The organism is Niveispirillum sp., assembly GCF_017996735.1.
Classification (GTDB): domain Bacteria; phylum Pseudomonadota; class Alphaproteobacteria; order Azospirillales; family Azospirillaceae; genus Niveispirillum.
The window spans coordinates 42,674-60,769 of record NZ_JAGOGJ010000029.1 but is presented as its reverse complement, the minus strand read 5'-3'; the positions used below and the strand labels follow the sequence as shown (position 1 = coordinate 60,769).

Annotated in this window: 18 protein-coding genes and 1 pseudogene; 9 read left to right on the top strand and 10 right to left on the bottom strand. The window is 63.1% G+C overall.

The genetic code is table 11. The features are described 5' to 3' along the window. Nucleotides 1–110 (top strand): annotated as a pseudogene (locus KBA48_RS11840) (IS5/IS1182 family transposase); the annotation flags it as partial. A gap of 13 nt (nt 111–123) precedes the next feature. On the opposite strand, the gene chrA reads toward KBA48_RS11840, so the two are convergent. Continuing rightward, nucleotides 124–1,386 carry a chromate efflux transporter gene (chrA, locus tag KBA48_RS11835; protein ID WP_292906469.1) on the bottom strand — a complete coding sequence of 421 codons (1,263 nt, stop codon included), beginning with the start codon at nt 1,384–1,386 and terminating at the stop codon, nt 124–126. Nucleotides 1,387–1,525: 139 nt separating this feature from the next. Between chrA and KBA48_RS11830 the strand changes: the two genes are divergently transcribed. Then, nucleotides 1,526–2,116, top strand: a complete 591-nt coding sequence (locus KBA48_RS11830) for an FMN-binding negative transcriptional regulator (RefSeq protein ID WP_292906467.1) — start codon at nt 1,526–1,528, stop codon at nt 2,114–2,116. Here the strand turns inward: KBA48_RS11830 and KBA48_RS11825 are convergent. Together KBA48_RS11825 and serB are read right to left on the bottom strand one after the other, a co-directional pair. Further along, on the bottom strand, nt 2,113–2,748 hold the full coding sequence (locus KBA48_RS11825; protein ID WP_292906465.1) for a LysE family translocator: 636 nt from the start codon (nt 2,746–2,748) through the stop codon (nt 2,113–2,115). The genes KBA48_RS11830 and KBA48_RS11825 overlap by 4 nt on opposite strands. A 53-nt stretch (nt 2,749–2,801) precedes the next feature. Further along, nucleotides 2,802–3,701, bottom strand: coding sequence for a phosphoserine phosphatase SerB (gene serB, locus KBA48_RS11820; protein ID WP_292906477.1), 900 nt, complete (start codon nt 3,699–3,701; stop codon nt 2,802–2,804). A gap of 208 nt (nt 3,702–3,909) precedes the next feature. On the opposite strand from serB, the gene KBA48_RS11815 reads away from it, so the two are divergent. From KBA48_RS11815 to KBA48_RS11790, 6 genes are all read left to right on the top strand, one after another. Beyond that, complete coding sequence (locus KBA48_RS11815; protein WP_292906463.1) at nt 3,910–4,602, top strand: hypothetical protein; 693 nt, start codon at nt 3,910–3,912, stop codon at nt 4,600–4,602. A gap of 128 nt (nt 4,603–4,730) precedes the next feature. Beyond that, the gene (gene miaA / locus KBA48_RS11810) at nt 4,731–5,723 is read left to right on the top strand and encodes a tRNA (adenosine(37)-N6)-dimethylallyltransferase MiaA (protein WP_292906461.1); all 993 of its coding nucleotides are present in this window, start codon (nt 4,731–4,733) and stop codon (nt 5,721–5,723) included. Nucleotides 5,724–5,823: 100 nt separating this feature from the next. Next, on the top strand, nt 5,824–7,590 hold the full coding sequence (locus tag KBA48_RS11805; protein ID WP_292906459.1) for an acetolactate synthase 3 large subunit: 1,767 nt from the start codon (nt 5,824–5,826) through the stop codon (nt 7,588–7,590). 57 nt (nt 7,591–7,647) lie between these two features. Continuing rightward, nucleotides 7,648–8,160, top strand: a complete 513-nt coding sequence (gene ilvN / locus KBA48_RS11800; protein WP_292906458.1) for an acetolactate synthase small subunit — start codon at nt 7,648–7,650, stop codon at nt 8,158–8,160. 79 nt (nt 8,161–8,239) lie between these two features. Beyond that, the gene (gene ilvC / locus KBA48_RS11795; RefSeq protein ID WP_292906456.1) at nt 8,240–9,259 is read left to right on the top strand and encodes a ketol-acid reductoisomerase; all 1,020 of its coding nucleotides are present in this window, start codon (nt 8,240–8,242) and stop codon (nt 9,257–9,259) included. Nucleotides 9,260–9,477: 218 nt separating this feature from the next. Then, on the top strand, nt 9,478–10,320 hold the full coding sequence (locus tag KBA48_RS11790; protein WP_292906454.1) for a hypothetical protein: 843 nt from the start codon (nt 9,478–9,480) through the stop codon (nt 10,318–10,320). Here the strand turns inward: KBA48_RS11790 and alr are convergent, their stop codons facing one another. The 7 genes from alr to KBA48_RS11755 all read right to left on the bottom strand — a co-directional run bounded on the left by alr (nt 10,321) and on the right by KBA48_RS11755 (nt 16,777). Next, nucleotides 10,321–11,454, bottom strand: coding sequence for an alanine racemase (gene alr, locus KBA48_RS11785; protein WP_367273834.1), 1,134 nt, complete (start codon nt 11,452–11,454; stop codon nt 10,321–10,323). Further along, the gene (locus tag KBA48_RS11780; RefSeq protein WP_292906450.1) at nt 11,444–12,949 is read right to left on the bottom strand and encodes a replicative DNA helicase; all 1,506 of its coding nucleotides are present in this window, start codon (nt 12,947–12,949) and stop codon (nt 11,444–11,446) included. Before KBA48_RS11780 ends, alr begins: the two co-directional genes overlap by 11 nt. Nucleotides 12,950–13,110: 161 nt before the next feature. Then, nucleotides 13,111–14,346: a cyclopropane-fatty-acyl-phospholipid synthase family protein gene (locus KBA48_RS11775; protein ID WP_292906448.1), complete on the bottom strand. Its 1,236-nt coding sequence runs from the start codon at nt 14,344–14,346 to the stop codon at nt 13,111–13,113. Nucleotides 14,347–14,505: 159 nt separating this feature from the next. Next, a complete protein-coding gene (gene rplI / locus KBA48_RS11770; protein WP_292906446.1) occupies nt 14,506–15,063 on the bottom strand; it encodes a 50S ribosomal protein L9 in 558 nt (185 codons plus the stop codon). Between the two features lie 15 nt (nt 15,064–15,078). Continuing rightward, nucleotides 15,079–15,360, bottom strand: a complete 282-nt coding sequence (gene rpsR / locus KBA48_RS11765) for a 30S ribosomal protein S18 (RefSeq protein ID WP_292906444.1) — start codon at nt 15,358–15,360, stop codon at nt 15,079–15,081. After that, nucleotides 15,357–15,824, bottom strand: coding sequence for a 30S ribosomal protein S6 (rpsF, locus tag KBA48_RS11760; RefSeq protein WP_292906442.1), 468 nt, complete (start codon nt 15,822–15,824; stop codon nt 15,357–15,359). Before rpsF ends, rpsR begins: the two co-directional genes overlap by 4 nt. Nucleotides 15,825–16,024: 200 nt before the next feature. Then, the gene (locus KBA48_RS11755; RefSeq protein ID WP_292906440.1) at nt 16,025–16,777 is read right to left on the bottom strand and encodes a hypothetical protein; all 753 of its coding nucleotides are present in this window, start codon (nt 16,775–16,777) and stop codon (nt 16,025–16,027) included. Nucleotides 16,778–17,152: 375 nt separating this feature from the next. Here KBA48_RS11755 and fabD point away from each other — a divergent pair, with 375 nt between their 5' ends. Then, nucleotides 17,153–18,088 (top strand): ACP S-malonyltransferase, encoded by a 936-nt coding sequence (gene fabD, locus KBA48_RS11750; protein ID WP_292906438.1) that lies wholly within the window; start codon nt 17,153–17,155, stop codon nt 18,086–18,088. Nucleotides 18,089–18,096: the final 8 nt, after the last annotated feature.

Genomic DNA, 18,096 nt, shown 5'->3' with positions numbered 1-18,096 from the left:
TCTTCTGCAAACTCAAGGAGTTCAAGCGCATCGCCATGAGAGCTTGCAAAACAGACAAAAGCTTTGAAGCCATGATCTATCTCGCCGCTGCTGTCATCAATTCGCGCTGAATCCCCACAGACCCTAGCCGACGGCCATTCGCAGCAGCCCGAACGCAGCTCCCGCCAGCACCAGCCAGTGCACCGCCAGCTTGAAACGCAACATGGCAATAAGGGCGATGGCGGCGACCAGCAGAGCAACCCAATCCACCCGCCCGCCGGGCAGGATCACCGCTTCTCCCAGCACCACACCCAAATTCAGGATGACGCCGACCACCGCCGCCGTGATGGCGGCCAGGGCCCCCGCCGCCGCGCGGTTATGGATCAGTGCCTCGACATAGGGGGCACCGGCGAAGATGAAAAAGAAGCAGGGCAGGAAGGTGACATAGGTGGTCAGGACCGCCCCGGTTATTCCCGCCGCCAGCGGTGACAGGCCGCCCGGATGGTTCCAGCCGGCAAAGAAGCCGACATATTGCGTGACCAGGATCAACGGCCCCGGCGTGCTTTCGGCCAGGGCCAGACCGTTCACCATGTCGGCCGGGGTCAGCCAGTGATAGGTCTCCACCGCCCGTTCCGCGATGAAGGGCAACACGGCATAGGCGCCACCGAAGGTGACGAAGGCCGAGGTGGTGAACAGGTCGGCGATATCGGCCCAGGGCTGTCGGCCCAGCAACAGCACGATGGCGACGACCGGTACCAGCAGCAGGGCCGCAAACAGCAATGACAGCCGCAGCAGGCGTTTGGCGCTGCGGTCAGCGGGGCGATCATCGGGCACAAAATCGTCCGTCACACCATGCCCTGCCGGGGCGAATAGCGGTTTGCCGGCCTTTGCCGCCAGATACCCGATCAGGGCGGCACCGGCGATCAGTACGGGGAAGGGCAGGTGTCCCAGATACAGGCCCAGAAAGGCGATCAGCGCCAACATCAACGGAGCCGGCCCTTTCAGGGTACGCCTTCCCAGGCGCCAGACCGACGCGGCGATGATGGCGATGACGACCGGCTTTACCCCGTCGAACAGGGCCGCGACCCAGGCCAGATCCCCATGTTCCGCCGCCAGCCAGGACAGGCCCAGCAGTACCAGCGCCCCCGGCAGCACAAACAGCCCGCCCGCCACCAGCCCACCCGGCGTGCCATGCAGGCGCCAGCCGACATAGGTTGCGAGCTGTTGTGCCTCCGGCCCCGGCAGCAGCATGGCGAAGTTCAGTCCGTGCAGGAATCGCGTGTTGTCGATCCAGCGCCGCTTGTCCACCAGTTCCTGCTGCATCAATGCGATCTGCCCCGCCGGGCCGCCAAAACTGACACAGCCCAGCCAGAACCAGAATCGCAAAGCTTCCCCGAAACCGGGCATGTCGCACTCCCCCTGCCATCGGCGTCGATGCTGCGGGGAAGGGAAGGCGGATGCAACCTTGTCCTTATGACAAGACAATGAATGCACAGCCGCGGCCGTTGCGTCAGGAAGGAAGGGTTGCTGCCAGGACCCGACGACGATGTACAATCCGACGCATTTCAAGATGGAGGAGGGTGAAGTGCTCACCCTTCTGGAAACCATGTCCTTTGCCACGCTGGTCAGTTTGGGTGAGGGGGGACTGTTGTCCACGCCGCTGCCCCTGCTGCTGGACCGGTCGGCTGGGGGGACACGTCTGATCGGCCATGTGGCCCGCGCCAATCCGCATTGGAAGCGGTTTGATCCCGCCGTGCCGTCGCTGGCCATCTTTCAGGGCGCTGATGGCTATGTCACGCCCGCCTGGTACGCGGAGAAGCAGAAGACGGGCAAGGTCGTGCCCACCTGGAATTATGTCACCATCCATGCCCATGGACGGCTGGAGGTGGTGGAGGACGCGGCCGGGCTGTTGGACATCGTCACCCGCCTGACCGACCGGCATGAGACGGGGCGGGAACGGGCGTGGCAGGTGGCCGATGCGCCCGCCGACTATATCGCCGCCATGTTGCGCGGCATTGTCGGCGTCGTGCTGCATGTGGACAGGCTGGAGGGCAAGGCCAAGCTGTCCCAGAACAAGGATGAGGTTGACCGCGCCGCCATCCGCGCCGGAATGGCGGACGTCCTGACCATCCCCTAAACCCGGCTCATGAAGCCCAGACGCACCGCCAAACCCAGGAACACGGTACCGGAGAGATAATTCAGCACCTTGGCCGCCATCCGGTTGCGGGCCAGATGCCGGCCCAGACCGCCCGCACCCGCGCCCACGGCGGCATTCACGATGGTGCCGGAAATGTTCATCATGGTTCCCAGGACCAGTGCCTGCACCACGACGCTGCCGCGCGCGGGATCGATGAATTGTGGCAGGAAGGCCAGGAAGAAGATGGCCACCTTGGGGTTCAGCATGTTGGTGACGGCGCCGCGCAGGAAGATGCGGCCGATGTCCTTCTGCGTCACCTTCGTGCCGTCGGCGACCGGGGGCGCGGCGCGGAAGGTGTTCCAGGCCAGCCAGACCAGATAGGCCGCCCCCGTCCAGCGCACGATCTCAAACAACAGGGGAGAGGCCATCAGCAACCCGGCCAGCCCGAAGGCCGCAGCCGCCGTATGCACCATGGCCCCGCAGGCCACCCCCAGGGAGGCCGCGATACCCGCCTTCGGTCCGCGATGCGCCCCGCTGCCCAGGCAGAACAGCATGTCCGGGCCGGGCGTGAGATTCAGCGCCAGGGCGGCGGCCATGAACATCAGCAATGTTTCAATGGGGAAGGCGGGCATGGGCAGGGCACTCCATAACCGTGGAAGCACCCATGCTGCCGCCGGTGACGGCCTTACGCCACCACGATTTCTTCAGCCCTGTATCCCTGAATATAGAGCAGGGCCGTCAGGTCGCCATGGTCGATACGGGCTCGGGCCTGGGCGGCGACGCTGGGCTTGGCGTGATAGGCAACGCCGATGCCGGCCGCCATCAGCATGGGCAGGTCGTTGGCGCCATCACCTACGGTGATGCTGGCTGCCACCGGCACACGCTTGGCGGCGGTGATGCGGATCAGGGCCTGATGCTTGGCATCCTTGTCCAGGATCGGTTCAAACACGGTCCCGGCCAGCTTGCCATCCTCGACAACCAGGTCATTGGCCTGATCCTCGTCAAAGCCCAGCGTTTCGCGCACATGGGCCGTGAAGGTCTTGAACCCGCCCGACACCAGGGCGCAGTAGACGCCATGCTTCTTCAGCGTCGCGATCAGGGTGGCTGCCCCCGGCATATAGGTGATGCGGCCGATCATCTGGGTCAGCACACCGGCATCCAGTCCCGCCAGCAGCGCTACGCGTTCACGCAATGCTCCCTTGAAGTCGATCTCGCCATTCATGGCGCGATGGGTGATGGCGGCGATGCGCTCGCGCGCACCGACCAGATCGCCCAGCTCGTCCAGCATCTCCTGCTGGATGATGGTCGATTCCATATCGGCGACCAGCACCGACTTGCGCCGACCCTCAACAGGCTGGGCCACGATATCCACCGGCTTGCCCGCCAGCGCCTTGGCCACGGCGGCCTGCGCCTGATCGTCATTCAGCCCGTCAAAGCCGATATCGCAGGCAATGCCCGGCACCAGCCAGTCTGCCGGCGCCGTCTGCGCCCCCAGATTGGCCAGGGCCGCACGCGCGGTCTTGGCGACGGCATCATCCATCTTGAAGGCGGCCGGATCGGCGATCAGGGTCAAGACTTGGCGCAGCATCGTAGGTCCCGTCCATAGGAGGTGGTCGATTGCCGCCCTTATCGCCGCTGGCGGGCGGGAGTGCAATGGGGCGCGGCGGGGGGCGGGGATGCTTCCCTGCCGATACCCGGGGACGTCGATCTTTAAGGCGTTATCGGGATAGTTGTCGGTGGCATGGTTTCTAAATTTTGATATTAATAGTTTAGATTCTCAAATGAGGTGAGGCATGTCGGGTAAGATGTTTCGTTCCTTCGTCGCCCCGGCATTGGCGATTTTGTGTGTGATGTTAACTGGTGGCTGTATCTCGACTGGTGCCGGTTATGGCTTCACCCTGGCACCCGATGACAAGGAAAAGGCCCTTGTTCTGGTGGGTATCCGCAATGATGCCGATCATATGGGGGAGCCCGCTGTCGCGTTGAATTTCGCACCTGTCGATGAAAATTCAAAAGCCCAGTATCTGCAAATGCGAAACTATACCTCCCTTAAGGATATCAGGGAAAAGAAAAGGACTTTTCTAAGTTCCGAAATTTATCCGGGACAATATTTTATTCAATACTTTGTCTTTGGGATTCCCGGTCAAACGTCGACAACATTTGTTTGTTCGGAGGTCACGATCGTATTTAATATTGAAGCTGGTAAGGTCAACTATCTGGGCGATTTTACACTTCTGTACAACAAGAGAAAGACCTATCTCCAGAACGCGACCCTGGACAAGGATGCCAAGGTGCTATCGGCTGCTACATTCAACGGCTTCTCGCTGAATTATGATGAGCCCAGCGCACGGGTGGAGCTTGCCAACTATGGCAAGGTCACTGCGCCAATGGTTCGTGTGGCTGCTAGGTCCGCCTTGGCGGAATTGCGGACTGAGAAGGCAGGCTCCAGCGACGAAAAACAGCAGAACTGCATCTTGAGACAGTAGTCACACTTGAAGCCAAGGGCATGGCCCAGGTCAACCTGGCTCGGCAATGGTAAACCCTGTCGCTGCCATCGGCGCGGGCGGTCCATGGTCTGCTTGCCAAGCTTTGGGGCAGGGGGTAACACCAGCCCATGAGCCAGTACCGCGCCCAACCCGACATTACCGCCCCCCGCCCCGTCCTCATCATGGGCGGCCCCACGGCCTCCGGCAAGTCCGGGCTGGCGCTTGCGTTTGCCAAGCGTGCCAACGGCGTGGTGATCAATGCTGACTCTATGCAGGTCTATGCCGATCTGCGCATCGTCACCGCGCGCCCGTCGGCGGCGGACGAGGCCGAGGCGCCGCACACTCTATATGGTGTCGTGCCCGCGTCGGTGCGGATGAGTGCGGCGCGCTGGCGGGAACTGGCGCTGGCGGAGATCGATAGGGCGCATGCGGCGGGGCTTTTGCCCATCGTGGTGGGCGGGACCGGCCTTTACCTGCGCTCCCTGATGCAGGGCCTGTCCGACATCCCCGACATTCCGGTATCCGTGCGTCAGGCCGCCATGGATTTGCAGGCGGAGATCGGCAGTCCCGGCCTGCATGCGCGGCTGGCGGCAATCGACCCCGCCACCGCATCCCGTCTGCACCCTACCGACAGCCAGCGCCTGATCCGCGCCTGGGAAGTGATCCAGGCCACGGGAAGGTCGATCAGCGATTGGCAGGCCGCCCCGCCCACGGACGTGCCCACACACCTGTCCTTCACCACCCTGGTGGTCGAACCGCCGCGCCCGCACCTTTACGCACAATGTGATCGCCGATTCCTGGTCATGCTGGCGCAAGGGGCGGAGCAGGAGGTGGCGGCCCTGATGGCGCAAAATCTTGATCCTGTCCTGCCGGCATGCAAGGCGCTGGGCGTGCCGGAGATTGCCGCCATCCTGTCCGGTGCCCTGGATCGTGAAACCGCGATTACCAAGGCACAGCAGTTGACGCGCAATTATGCCAAGCGCCAATTGACATGGTTCCGCAACCAGATGCCTACCGCAGTGCGGTTGGATTCGACGGAACTTGCATCCGAAGGGGTGTTCGCGAAATTTTATGACCGTATCATGACAGGCATGACTAAGAACATTGCCAAAACCGGTTGACCATCTTTCCGGTTCCGTCTAGGGTGCCGCCACGTCGCCCTTCGCCCCTGCGAAAGGCGGCGTTTTTCAACCCCGTTGGAACTGTTTGAAAGCGTCTGCCATGTCTTCGGGAACCATCCTCTCCGGTGCGGAAATCGTCATCAAGGCCCTTCGGGACCAAGGTGTAGATACGATCTTCGGGTATCCGGGCGGAGCGGTACTACCCATCTATGACGCGCTGTTCAAGCAGAACCAGATCAAGCATATCCTGGTTCGCCATGAACAGGCCGCCGTCCATGCGGCGGAAGGCTATGCACGCTCTTCCGGCAAGGTCGGTGTCGTGCTGGTCACGTCCGGCCCCGGCGCCACCAATGCCGTTACCGGCCTGGTTGATGCGCTGATGGACAGCATCCCCATCGTCTGCCTGACGGGTCAGGTGCCCACGCACCTGATCGGTAATGACGCGTTCCAGGAATGCGACACGACCGGCATCACGCGGCCCGCGACCAAGCACAATTATCTGGTCAAGGACGTCAACAATCTGGCCCGCACGCTGCACGAGGCGTTCTATGTGGCCAAGAATGGCCGTCCGGGTCCCGTCGTCATCGACATCCCCAAGGATGTGCAGTTTGCCGACGGTGTCTATCGCACGCCGGGCGAAAGCCAGCCCAAGTCCTATCGTCCGCAGGTGAAGCCCGACCTCAACAAGGTTGAGGAAGCGGTGGAGATGCTGGCCAATGCCAAGCGCCCTATCTTCTATGTCGGTGGCGGCGTCATCAACGCGGGCCCGGTCGCCAGCCAGTTGCTGACGCAACTTGTGCGCATGACGGGTTATCCCTGCACCACCACCCTGATGGGTCTGGGCGCCTATCCCGCGCATGATCAGCAGTGGCTGGGCATGCTGGGCATGCACGGCACCTACGAGGCCAATCTGGCCATGCATGGCTGCGATCTGATGATCTGCGTTGGCGCCCGGTTCGATGACCGCGTGACCGGCAAGGTCAGCGAATTCAGCCCCGGATCGAAGAAGATCCACATCGATATCGACCCGTCGAACATCAACAAGAATGTCCGAGTGGACCTGCCCATCGTCGGCGACGCGGCCTATGTCCTTGAAGACATGATCCGCATCTGGAAGGCGCGCAACAAGCGGGCCGATCAGGCGGCGCTGAAGTCCTGGTGGGATCAGATCGCCGTCTGGCGGTCCAAGGACTGCCTGAAGTACGAGAAGACCGACAAGGTCATCAAGCCGCAATATGCGCTGGAACGCCTGCGCGCCGCCGTGGCCGGCCGCGACGATGTGTTCATCTCCACCGAGGTGGGCCAGCATCAGATGTGGGCGGCGCAGTTCCTGCCCTTCAACAAGCCGAACCGCTGGCTGACCTCGGGCGGGTTGGGCACCATGGGCTATGGCCTGCCCGCCGCCATCGGTGCCCAGATCGCCAATCCCGGCGCGCTCTGCATCGATGTCGCCGGTGAGGCATCGATCCAGATGAACATCCAGGAAATGTCCACGGCCCTGCAATACCGCCTGCCGGTCAAGGTGTTCATCCTGAACAATCAGTGGATGGGCATGGTCCGGCAGTGGCAGGAACTGCTGCACGGCTCGCGCTATTCCGAAAGCTATTCGGAGGCGCTGCCCGACTTCGTGAAGCTGGCCGATGCCTTCGGCGGCGTGGGCCTGCGCGCCACCAAGGTTTCGGAAGTGGACGATGTTATCGCGGAGATGATCGCCACGCCGCGCGCCGTGATCGTCGATATGTGCGTGGATCAGAAGGAAAATTGCTTCCCCATGATCCCCGGCGGCAAGGCGCATAACGAGATGCTGCTGGGCCCGGCAGACAAGGTGGCCGAGGCCACGCCGGAGGAGGGGATGGTGCTGGTGTAAACCGGCCCCCCCGTACCCCTCGCCCGACCAAGACCTGATTTTCCGGAGCCTCGCCCCGTGACCCAAGATACGACCATCCGCCGCCACACCATCTCCGTTCTCGTCGATAACGAGCCGGGCGTGCTGGCGCGTGTCATCGGCCTGTTTTCCGGCCGTGGCTATAATATCGAAAGCCTGACCGTGGCGGAGATTGATGCCAGCGACAACCTGTCCCGCATCACCGTCGTCACGTCGGGCACGCCCATGATCATCGAACAGATCAAGGTGCAGCTTGACCGTCTGGTGCCTGTGCACAAGGTCAAGGACCTGACCCTGGAAGGCCCGTTCATCGAGCGGGAGATGGCCCTGGTCAAGGTCGTGGCCAATGGCGAGAAGCGTGTGGAGTCCCTGCGCATCGGCGATGTGTTCAAGGCCCGCGTGGTGGACGCCACCATCAACAGCTTTGTGTTCGAACTCACCGGCACCGCCGATGATCTGGACCGCTTCATCGACCTGATGCAGCAACTGGGCGAGGTCGATATCAGCCGCACGGGCGCTGCCGCCCTGTCGCGCGGCACCTCGACCCTGTAAACACCATAACCCGAAATGCCGGAACCCCGTGCCGGGGTCCGGACCTGACCACAGCAGTGCAGAACGAAGGAACATTCCCATGCGCGTCTATTACGATCGCGACGCCGACGTCAACCTGATCAAGGGCAAGAAGGTCGCCATCGTCGGCTATGGCAGCCAGGGCCATGCCCACGCCCAGAATCTGCGCGACAGCGGCGTAACCGACGTGATCATCGCGCTGAAGGCCAATTCGCCGACCCGCGCCAAGGCCGAAGCCGCCGGCTTCACCTGCGTCACCCCGGCCGAGGCTGCCGCCACCGCCGACGTGATCATGATCCTGACGCCGGACGAGCATCAGGCTGACCTGTACAATTATGAGATCGGCCCGAACCTGAAGCAGGGTTCCGCCATTGCCTTCGCCCACGGCCTGAACGTGCATTTCCGCCTGATCGAGCCGCGCCCGGACACGGACGTGTTCATGATCGCGCCGAAGGGCCCGGGCCACACGGTGCGCGGCGAATATAAGAAGGGCGGCGGCGTTCCCTGCCTGGTCGCCGTTCACCAGAATGCTTCCGGCAATGCCTTCGACGTTGCGCTGTCCTATGCCTCCGCCGTTGGTGGTGGCCGTTCGGGCATCATCGAGACCACCTTCAAGGAAGAGTGCGAGACCGACCTGTTCGGTGAGCAGGTGGTGCTGTGCGGCGGCCTGACCAAGCTGATCCAGTCGGGCTTTGAGACGCTGGTCGAAGCCGGCTATGCCCCGGAAATGGCTTATTTCGAGTGCCTGCACGAAGTGAAGCTGATCGTGGACCTGATCTACGAAGGCGGCATCGCGAACATGCGCTACTCCATCTCCAACACGGCCGAATATGGTGACTATGTCACCGGTCCGCGCATCGTGACGGATGAGACCAAGGCCGAGATGAAGCGCGTTCTGGCTGACATTCAGTCGGGCCGCTTCGTGCGTGACTGGATGCTGGAAAACAAGGCCGGCACCCCGTCCTTCAAGGCCACCCGCCGCATCGAGGCTGAGCATCCGATTGAGGAAGTGGGCGCCAAGCTGCGCGCCATGATGCCCTGGATCTCCGCCAACAAGCTGGTGGACAAGTCCAAGAACTAAGCTTTTCCAATGGCTTGGTTGTGAGTGATGCCGCCCGGTGGAGTGATCCGCCGGGCGGCTTTGTTTAGGCGATTATCACTAAAGATACATTTTTAGCTTCTTGCCCGTAGGACGCGAGTGGCTTACCTTTTATTCGGATCAAAATGATCGATATATTGGGGGAGCCCATGATCTCGCTAAACGCGGGCTCGCTCTTCGGCGCCACGAATACGCAGGCGATGAAGACGGCTATTGACCGCCATGTCGACAAGGCGGTGGAAGAGCGGTTCAAAAAGGTCGACAGGCCCGAATACCAGGGCAAGACCCAGCAGGATGTCTTCAAACGCCTGATGGATGTCGGGATTGGTGGCGGCGGATTCGAAGAGGCTGCCAAGAGCGCCGCGCGGGTCGAAGAACTCAGCAAATACATGGATAAGGCCCGGTCGGAGATCGACCGCAAGGCTGCTGGCGAAAAGCTGAACCAATCCAAGCGCCGCATGAGCGAGTTGGAACAGGAAGCGCGTCAGGCTGCGGCGCGCGGCGATGCACGCAAGCTGGCGACCATCGCCCGTGAAGCAACGGGTATGACGCGCGATCTGGCGGATGAAGCGAAGAATCTGGTCGAGGGCCGGTCTGTCGACCCCGCCGAACGTGCCGCCGCCATCGCGCGGGGTGAACCTGACCCTGCAAAGCCTGTGGAACCGCAGCCCGGCATGACAGCCGGCGGAATCCCCGTCTCCTACGCCCGTGCCTATGTGCAGGAGGTCCGCGATTTTGCGGGTCGCGCCCGCACCTTGCTGACCCAGGCCGAAGCCAACAAGGGCAATACGCTGTGGATGAGCGAGGAGGAGAAGCAGGAGTTTGAAGAGACGCTGAAGGCGTCACGCGACGATCTGGCGGCAGCGGGGGAGACGCTGGAGCGGTTGAACGGCACGCTGGAAACGTTGGACCCTGGCGGAGCAGCCGAGGCCGGTGGCGTGGATGCCGGGTCGGTCGCGGAGGTGACCTATACCAGCACCTATACCGAAACCATGACCATCGCCATTCAGACCACGGAATCCTTCGTGTCGATCACGGCCTGATCATCCGCCGACATAGGCGCGGTGATAGCGCGAGCCGAGGCGCGTCAATATCTCATATCCAATGGTGCCGGCCTCGCGTGCCACCTGATCCACATCGCGGTGCGGGCCGATAATGTCGGCCCAGCCGCCGACTTGCAGCAGATGCTCCGGCACGCCCGTCACATCTGCCGTCAGCAAATCCATGGACACGCGGCCGATCAGGGGGACGGCATACCCACCCACCATCGCCATTCCCTTGCCGGCCAGGGCCCAGGGATAGCCATCGGCATAGCCCATGCCCAAGGCGGCGACCGTTCCGGGCGCCGTGATGCGGTGGGTGGCGTCATAGCCCACCGTGTCCGGTGGCGCCACATCGCGGACCTGGAGAATCCGGGCCAGCAGCCGGATCACCGGGCGCATGGGATTCGGCAGCCACGGGGCCGGATTGGCGCCATAGAGCGCGATTCCTGGACGCACCAGATCAAAATGGTAATCGGCCCCATGGAAGATACCGCCCGAATTGGACAGGCTGACCGGCGCCTTCGGCAAACGGGCCAGCGCCATCCGCACCCGCCGTAACTGCTCGGCCGTGAACGGATTGTCCGGATCGTCGGCACAGGCCAGATGGCTCATCCAGGCCTGCAGATCGATGCCAGCCAGCAGATTGACTGGATCGTTGCACAAGCGGTCCAATTCTATGGGGGGCAGTCCCAGCCTATTCATTCCGGTATCGATATGAATAAAGGCCGGAAGCTTTCGGCCCAGAAGCCGCGCCTGTGCGCCCCAGCGCTCAGTCTCCGCCAGGCTGCTCAGCACCGGGACCAGATCGCGCGCCGCCAGTTCGGCTTCGGTCCCGGCCGGAACACCATGCAGTACGATGGTGCGGGAGGCGGGAAGGGCGGTCTTTACCCGCACCCCGGCCTCGATATCGGCCACGAAAAAGCTGCGGGCACCAGCCTTCCACAGGGCGGATGCCACGGCGACATCCCCCAGCCCATAGCCATTGGCCTTCACCACGGCGGCACATTCGGCGCCCGGTGCGCGGGCCGCCATGTCGCGCCAGTTGGCCGTCAGAGCCGCCAGATCGATGACCAGCACGGCGCCGACACGGGCCGCCTCGGGGCTGTCCAGCAGCCCCGCCACCTCACTCGTCATACGATCCGCCGCCATGTTGCGTGTCCAGATCGCCGAAGCGGGTATAGTTGCCGTCGAAATACAGGCGCACGGTGCCGACGGGGCCGTGACGCTGCTTGCCGATGATCACGTCGGCGGTGTTGTGGACCTGGGCCAGCCGGTCCTGCCATTGTGCATAGCGGTCATTGTACTTGTCTTCCGACTCGTCGGGCCGGCGGCCCGGCTCGGCGCGTTCCAGATAATATTGTTCGCGGAACACAAACATCACGACGTCGGCATCCTGCTCGATCGAGCCGGATTCACGCAGGTCGGAAAGCTGCGGCCGCTTGTCTTCCCGGCTTTCCACCGAACGCGACAACTGCGACAAGGCGATGACGGGCAGGTCCAGTTCCTTGGCGATGGCCTTCAGGCCCCGCGTGATTTCCGAAATTTCCTGCACACGATTCTGCTCGCCCCGTCCCGAACCGCCGCCGCGCAGAAGCTGCAAATAGTCCACCACGACCAGGCCCAGGCCATGGGTGCGCTTCAACCGGCGGGCACGCGTGCGGACGGCCGTAATGGTCAGCGCCGGCGTATCGTCCACAAAGAAGGGGACGCGGGCCAGATATTGGCTAGCCTCCACGAATTTCGGGAAATCGGTGGCGGTGATCTCGCCACGGCGGATCTTGTCGCCCGACACCTCAGCCTGGTCTGCCAGGATACGCAGGGCCAGCTGTTCGGCCGACATTTCCAGGGAGAAGAAGCCGACCGGCGCCCCCTCCTTGCCGCCCGACAGCATATGGGCCTTGGCAGCGTTGAAGGCGATGTTGGTGGCCAGCGCCGTTTTACCCATGGACGGGCGACCGGCCAGAATCAGCAGATCGCTGGGATGCAGGCCACCCAGCTTGGTATCCAGATCGCGCAGACCCGACGTGACACCGGTCACGTGGCTCGACCGGCGAAAGGCGGCTTCGGCGGTGGCAATGGCGGCGGTCAGCGCCCGGTCGAAGGGGATGAAGTCCCCCTTGATGTCGCCGGTGGCCGCCAGCTCGAACAGCTTCTTTTCCGCATCCTCGATCTGGTCGTTGGCGGCGACGTCGATGTCGTGCTTGTAAGCCTGGTTGACCATGTCCTCGCCGACTTCGATCAACTGCCGGCGCAGATAGGCGTCATGGATGATACGCCCGTAATCTTCCAGATTATGGACGGTGACGATGGCGGCGGCCAGACGGGCCAGATATTCCGGGCCGCCGATTTCCGACAGGTCGCGATCCTGTTCGAAATAGGCCTTCAGGGTAATCGGGTTGGCCACCTGACCCCGGTCGATCATCTTCAGGACGGCCTGATAGATCTTCTGGTTGGCCGGGTCGAAGAAATGCTCCGGCCGCAGGAATTCGCCAACCTTTTCAAAGGCCTTGTTGTTGACAAGGATGGCGCCCAGCACCGTCTGCTCCGCCTCCTCGTTATGGGGTGGCGTGCGGTAGGTGACGGGGGCGTTGCCGGCGAAGCCGGCGGGGTCGATCAGCTTGGTATCCATGGCGGCGGCATTCTAGCGGCGCCATCTGCCAACGTCACGCCATCACACGGGCAGGGCTGACGAAAAGCCGGTGGATGAAATGTGGGGATAAGCTGTGGATAAGATCGATTCCGGTTAATCCCCGCGACGGGTTCCGATCTGCGGGCATCACCGGCAAAAATCTACGCCGCCCTCGTCTGCCGACCCTCCATCCGCCGTTCGTCGCTCAGCATGTAATCGCGGGCCAGCGGTACGGCGGCGACGTCGCGAGCCAACTGCATCTGGAAGACCATATGTCCTTGGTGGCGGAAGGCGCATTCGGCCCCCACCAGATAGAATTCCCACATGCGGCAGAACCGCTCATCATACAACTCCTTCGCCTCTTCCCGCCTTGCCAGGAAGCGTTCGCGCCAATGGCGCAGGGTCTCGGCATAGTGCAGACGCCAGATTTCCATGTCGGTCAGCCAGAGACCGGCCCCCTCCACCGCCGGCGTCACCTCCGACAGGGCGGGGGAATAGCCGCCGGGGAAGATGTATTTGCGAATCCAGGGATTGGTCGTGCCCGGTCCCTCTGTCCGGCCGATCGAATGCAGCAGGGCTACCCCGTCATCGGCCAGCAGGTCGCGGATACGGGCAAAGAAGGTGGGATATTGGGGGACGCCGACATGTTCGAACATGCCGACACTGACGATCCGGTCGAACCGGCCCGGCAGTTCACGGTAATCGCACAGCTCGAACCGCACCCGGTCCGACAGGCCGGCGGCGGCGGCCCGTTCACGGGCGACCGCAAGCTGTTCTGTCGAAAGGGTGATGCCGGTCACCTGCACATCCGCCTGCCTGGCCAGCGTCAACGCCATGCCGCCCCAGCCGCAGCCGATATCCAGGACATGGCATCCGGGTTTCAGCAGCAATTTTGCCGCGATATGCCGCTTCTTGGCTTCCTGCGCCTGTTCCAGGCTCATCCCCGGCCGGGGGAAATAGGCGCAGGAATATTGGCGGTCGGCATCCAGGAACAGGTCGTAGAATTGCCGCGACAGGTCGTAATGGTGCGCCACGTTGCGGCGTGACCGGTCCAGTGGGTTGCGTTGCTGGATGAACCGCTGCAGGCCCACACCGAACCGCTGCAGGACCGCGCCGGTCGGGCCCAGATGGCTGAAGCCGGCATTGCGCGTCACCAGATCGATGAAATCATAGAGACTGCCCTCCGCCATCTGAAGGGTGCCGTCCATATAGGCCTCCCCGGCAAAAAGGCCGGGATGCAGGCCCAGCTTCCACTCCAGGGCTGGATCGGTCAGGCGAACGGTAACCGGTTTATGGCCGGCTGTTTCCGATCCAAAACGATGCTTCTGTCCACGCGCATCAATGACGGTCAGATTGCCGTGGCCGATGATGGAACGCAGAAAACGGAACAACAGCATGTCGGATCCCCCCCAAGCCGCTGATACGTCTTGAGAAGGTAGTCATGCCCGGTATCGTCGAAAAGATGCCCAAAAGAAAAAGGGCGACCCCCCGAAAGGGACCGCCCTTTATCGCTACCAGAGGTGCCGGCTGTTTCCATCCGGCATCCGGGGCCTTGATCAGGCCTCGGTTTCCTCGGTGGCTTCGGTCTCTTCGACCGCTTCTTCCTCGTCCTCGTCTTCGTCGCGGCTGTTGACCATGCCGCCACGGGCGGCCTGGACAGCGGCTTCTTCGACCGAACGGGCCACGTTCACAGTGACGCTCACGGCGACTTCCGGATGCAGGACAACCTTGACCTTGAACAGGCCCAGGGTCTTGATCGGATCGGCGATGGCGACCTGCGAGCGGGCGATCGTGGTGCCGGCAGCAGTCACGGCATCGGCGATGTCGCGCGAGGTGACCGAACCGTACAACACGCCGGACTCGGCGGCCTGACGAACGACGACGACGGAAACGCCATCGACCTTCTTGGCCACAACCTCGGCTTCCTTCTTCAGTTCCAGATTGCGCGCTTCGATCTGCGCCTTCTGGCCTTCGAAATAGGCGAGGTTTTCCTTGGTTGCACGAAGGGCCTTCTTCTTCGGCAGCAGGTAATTACGGGCATAACCCGGCTTCACCTTGACCACCTGACCAAGCTGGCCCAGCTTTTCGACGCGTTCCAGCAGAATGACGTCCATGTCTTTTCTCCTGGCTTACTTGACGACGTAGGGCAGAAGAGCCAGGAAGCGGGCGCGCTTGATAGCACGGGCCAGCTCACGCTGCTTCTTCGCCGAAACGGCGGTGATACGGGACGGGACGATCTTGCCACGCTCGGAGATGAACCGGGACAGCAGCTTGATGTCCTTGTAGTCGATCGCCGGCGCGTTCGGGCCGGAGAACGGGCAGGTCTTCCGGCGACGGAAGAACGGACGACGACCACCGCCGGAGCGGGGAGCGCCACCCGTGGAAGCGCCCTGGGGACGTTCGGTGGTCATGCGCGATCTCCTTCACCTTCCACGGCGGCGTCACGACGCGGGCCACGGCTGAAGCCGCCCTCGCGCGGACCACGGTCGCCAAATTCACGACGGGGGCCACGGTCGCCGAAGCCACCGCGGGGGCCACGCTCTGCGCGCTCGCCCTTGTTGGCGAGCATGGCGGTCTGGCCTTCATCGATCTTTTCGACCTTGACGGTCATGACGCGCAGCACGTCTTCGTTGATCGACAGGTTACGTTCCATTTCGGCAACGGCCGCCGCGGAGGCGTCCAGGCCGAGATAGACATAATGACCCTTGCGGTTCTTCTTGATCCGGTAGGTCAGGGTCTTCAGACCCCACTGCTCGGTCTTGACGACGGAGCCGCCCTGTTCCTTCAGGATGTTGCTGAAGGTCTCGGTCAGGGTTTCAACCTGAGTCGAGGAGATGTCCTGACGGAAAATCAGGATGGTTTCGTAAAGTGCCATAAAACTCCCCATGGCTATTGATGGTCCGCCGCTGTGTCCGGAACAGGTTCCAGGTCAGCCGCACGGTCCTAGCCGGCGCCTTGGCCAAGCACCGGCGGGGTTTCGGAAGGCGCGCACTATACAGAATGCGGCCGCACACGCAAGGGGAGGCGCGGGTTCGGGCCGGCATGGGCGGGGTGCCGGTGCCGCATGGGCCGTGATCAGGGATCGGTGGCCAGGGCCGGCAGCAAGGTGGTCATGGTTTCCCGATGCAACTGTTCGGACGCGGGGGAGTGCAGCGTCGTGCCGATCCGTTCCAGGACGGCGTCCGGCATATCACGCGAACAGGCCAGCCAGAACCCCTGTTCCGGCAGTTCCGCCACGACGCGGAGATTAAGCGCCTTGATCTCCGGTGATGCCAGGGAGCCGCCGATCAGCAGCCCGAACCGCGGATCGCCCGCATCGACCATTCGCGCCAACTGCCGTTGGTCATCGATGACGGTATGGCGGATGCCCCGGTTTTCCAGGATGGTGCGATAGACGCCGCTGGGCGCGGCCAGCTTGCCCCCGGCCAGTTTCAGCAGGTCGGCCAGAGTGCCGCTGAAATTATCGGCCTGACGCGTCACGAAGACCATGCGGTCCCGCTTCACCTCGTACAGCCAATGCACCGTATCCTCGCGGGAGGGCAGGCGCGCATAGCCCAGCGCACAGGTGTCGGGTTCGCGCATCCGATCCTCCAGCCGGACGGTGCCGGTGAAGGGACGGATCGTCAGCCGGACCTGGGCCTTATCCGCGATATGGGCCAGCCATCGCCCCAGTGCCGGTTGCGGGATGCCGTGCGTGTCCAGCGTGGTGGGGGAGGTGGAGATCATCAAGGTGACGGGTGAGGCCTCTTCCACACCATAGATCACCATTTCTCCGGCCCGGACGACGGGCAGCGGTGCAGCCAGAAGGACCCCTGCAAGCAGGGCCACGAGACGACACCGATCAAACCTTTTCATCATGCAGCCTGCTGGATGCCCTTCCGGATGTTTGGCGGTCCGTTCCGTGCCATATCCCGCCGCCACGCGGGCAGGAACGCCGACATTATAGGGGTGGCCGGTGATCGCAAGAAGTGCCGACGGACTCGATTCCGGATGGGTGGGCGTCCTTGACACGCCGTATCGCGCTTCGATCCGTTCAGAGACACCGGGCCGGCATGTGGCAGTCATCTCCAATATTTCCATCGGCTTAGGGGAACCTGCCGTAATCGTCATGTCGTTTGCCGCCTGTCCCGACGGTCCGGATGGCTTGACAGGGCCATTCGCCGCTGTATCAAGGCCGCATCGGATTTATTGCAGGACTTATCCATGACCCGCGCTTTCGTCTTTCCCGGCCAGGGCAGCCAGGCCGTCGGCATGGGCCGCGAACTGGCCGAGCGTTTTGCTATCGTCCGCGATACTTTCGCCGAGGTGGACGAGGCCTTGGGGCAAAAGCTCTCCGCCCTGATGTTTGACGGCCCGGGCGAGGATCTGACCCTTACCGAGAATGCGCAGCCGGCCCTGATGGCCGTATCGGTGGCCGTTGCCCGTGTCCTGCACACGGAAAAGGGCCTGGACCTGTCCAAGGCCGCCTTCGTCGCCGGCCACAGCCTGGGTGAATATTCGGCCCTGTGTGCCGCCGGTGCCATCACCCTGTCCGACACGGCCCGCCTGCTGAAGCTGCGCGGGCGTTCGATGCAGAAGGCCGTTCCGGTCGGTGTCGGCGCCATGGCCGCCATCCTGGGTGCCGACCTGGACGCTGCGCGCGAGATCGCGGCAGAGGCAGCCCAGGGCCAGGTCTGCACCGCCGCCAACGACAATGCCCCCGGTCAGGTGGTGGTGTCCGGCCATAAGGAGGCCGTGGAACGGGCCATCAAGATCGCGGCGGAGCGCGGGTTCAAGCGCGCCATGCTGCTGCCCGTGTCCGCCCCCTTCCATTGCCCGCTGATGCAGCCGGCCGCCGATGCCATGGCAGAGGCGCTGGCCGCGACATCCATCGTTTCCCCGGTCGCCCCCCTTGTCGCCAATGTGACCGCGTCGGCCGTGACCGATCCGGAGACCATCCGCCGCCTGCTGGTGGAACAGGTCACGGGGGCCGTCCGTTGGCGTGAAAGCGTGCTGTTCATGAAGGAACAGGGCGTCACGGAACTGGTCGAACTGGGTGCCGGCAAGGTGCTGGCCGGTCTGGTGAAGCGTATCGACAAGGAACTGGTCGCCAGTTCCGTCGGCCTGCCGGCCGATATCGACGCCTTTACCCTGGGCTGATCCGCCTT

Coding starts and splice junctions, on each gene's coding strand:
- chrA (WP_292906469.1), bottom strand. CDS start 1,386: ATGCCCGGTTTCGGGGAAGCTTTGCGATTCTGGTTCTGGCTGGGCTGT.
- KBA48_RS11830 (WP_292906467.1), top strand. CDS start 1,526: ATGTACAATCCGACGCATTTCAAGATGGAGGAGGGTGAAGTGCTCACC.
- KBA48_RS11825 (WP_292906465.1), bottom strand. CDS start 2,748: ATGCCCGCCTTCCCCATTGAAACATTGCTGATGTTCATGGCCGCCGCC.
- KBA48_RS11815 (WP_292906463.1), top strand. CDS start 3,910: ATGTCGGGTAAGATGTTTCGTTCCTTCGTCGCCCCGGCATTGGCGATT.
- miaA (WP_292906461.1), top strand. CDS start 4,731: ATGAGCCAGTACCGCGCCCAACCCGACATTACCGCCCCCCGCCCCGTC.
- KBA48_RS11805 (WP_292906459.1), top strand. CDS start 5,824: ATGTCTTCGGGAACCATCCTCTCCGGTGCGGAAATCGTCATCAAGGCC.
- ilvC (WP_292906456.1), top strand. CDS start 8,240: ATGCGCGTCTATTACGATCGCGACGCCGACGTCAACCTGATCAAGGGC.
- KBA48_RS11790 (WP_292906454.1), top strand. CDS start 9,478: ATGAAGACGGCTATTGACCGCCATGTCGACAAGGCGGTGGAAGAGCGG.
- alr (WP_367273834.1), bottom strand. CDS start 11,454: ATGACGAGTGAGGTGGCGGGGCTGCTGGACAGCCCCGAGGCGGCCCGT.
- KBA48_RS11780 (WP_292906450.1), bottom strand. CDS start 12,949: ATGGATACCAAGCTGATCGACCCCGCCGGCTTCGCCGGCAACGCCCCC.
- KBA48_RS11775 (WP_292906448.1), bottom strand. CDS start 14,346: ATGCTGTTGTTCCGTTTTCTGCGTTCCATCATCGGCCACGGCAATCTG.
- rplI (WP_292906446.1), bottom strand. CDS start 15,063: ATGGACGTCATTCTGCTGGAACGCGTCGAAAAGCTGGGCCAGCTTGGT.
- rpsR (WP_292906444.1), bottom strand. CDS start 15,360: ATGACCACCGAACGTCCCCAGGGCGCTTCCACGGGTGGCGCTCCCCGC.
- rpsF (WP_292906442.1), bottom strand. CDS start 15,824: ATGGCACTTTACGAAACCATCCTGATTTTCCGTCAGGACATCTCCTCG.
- fabD (WP_292906438.1), top strand. CDS start 17,153: ATGACCCGCGCTTTCGTCTTTCCCGGCCAGGGCAGCCAGGCCGTCGGC.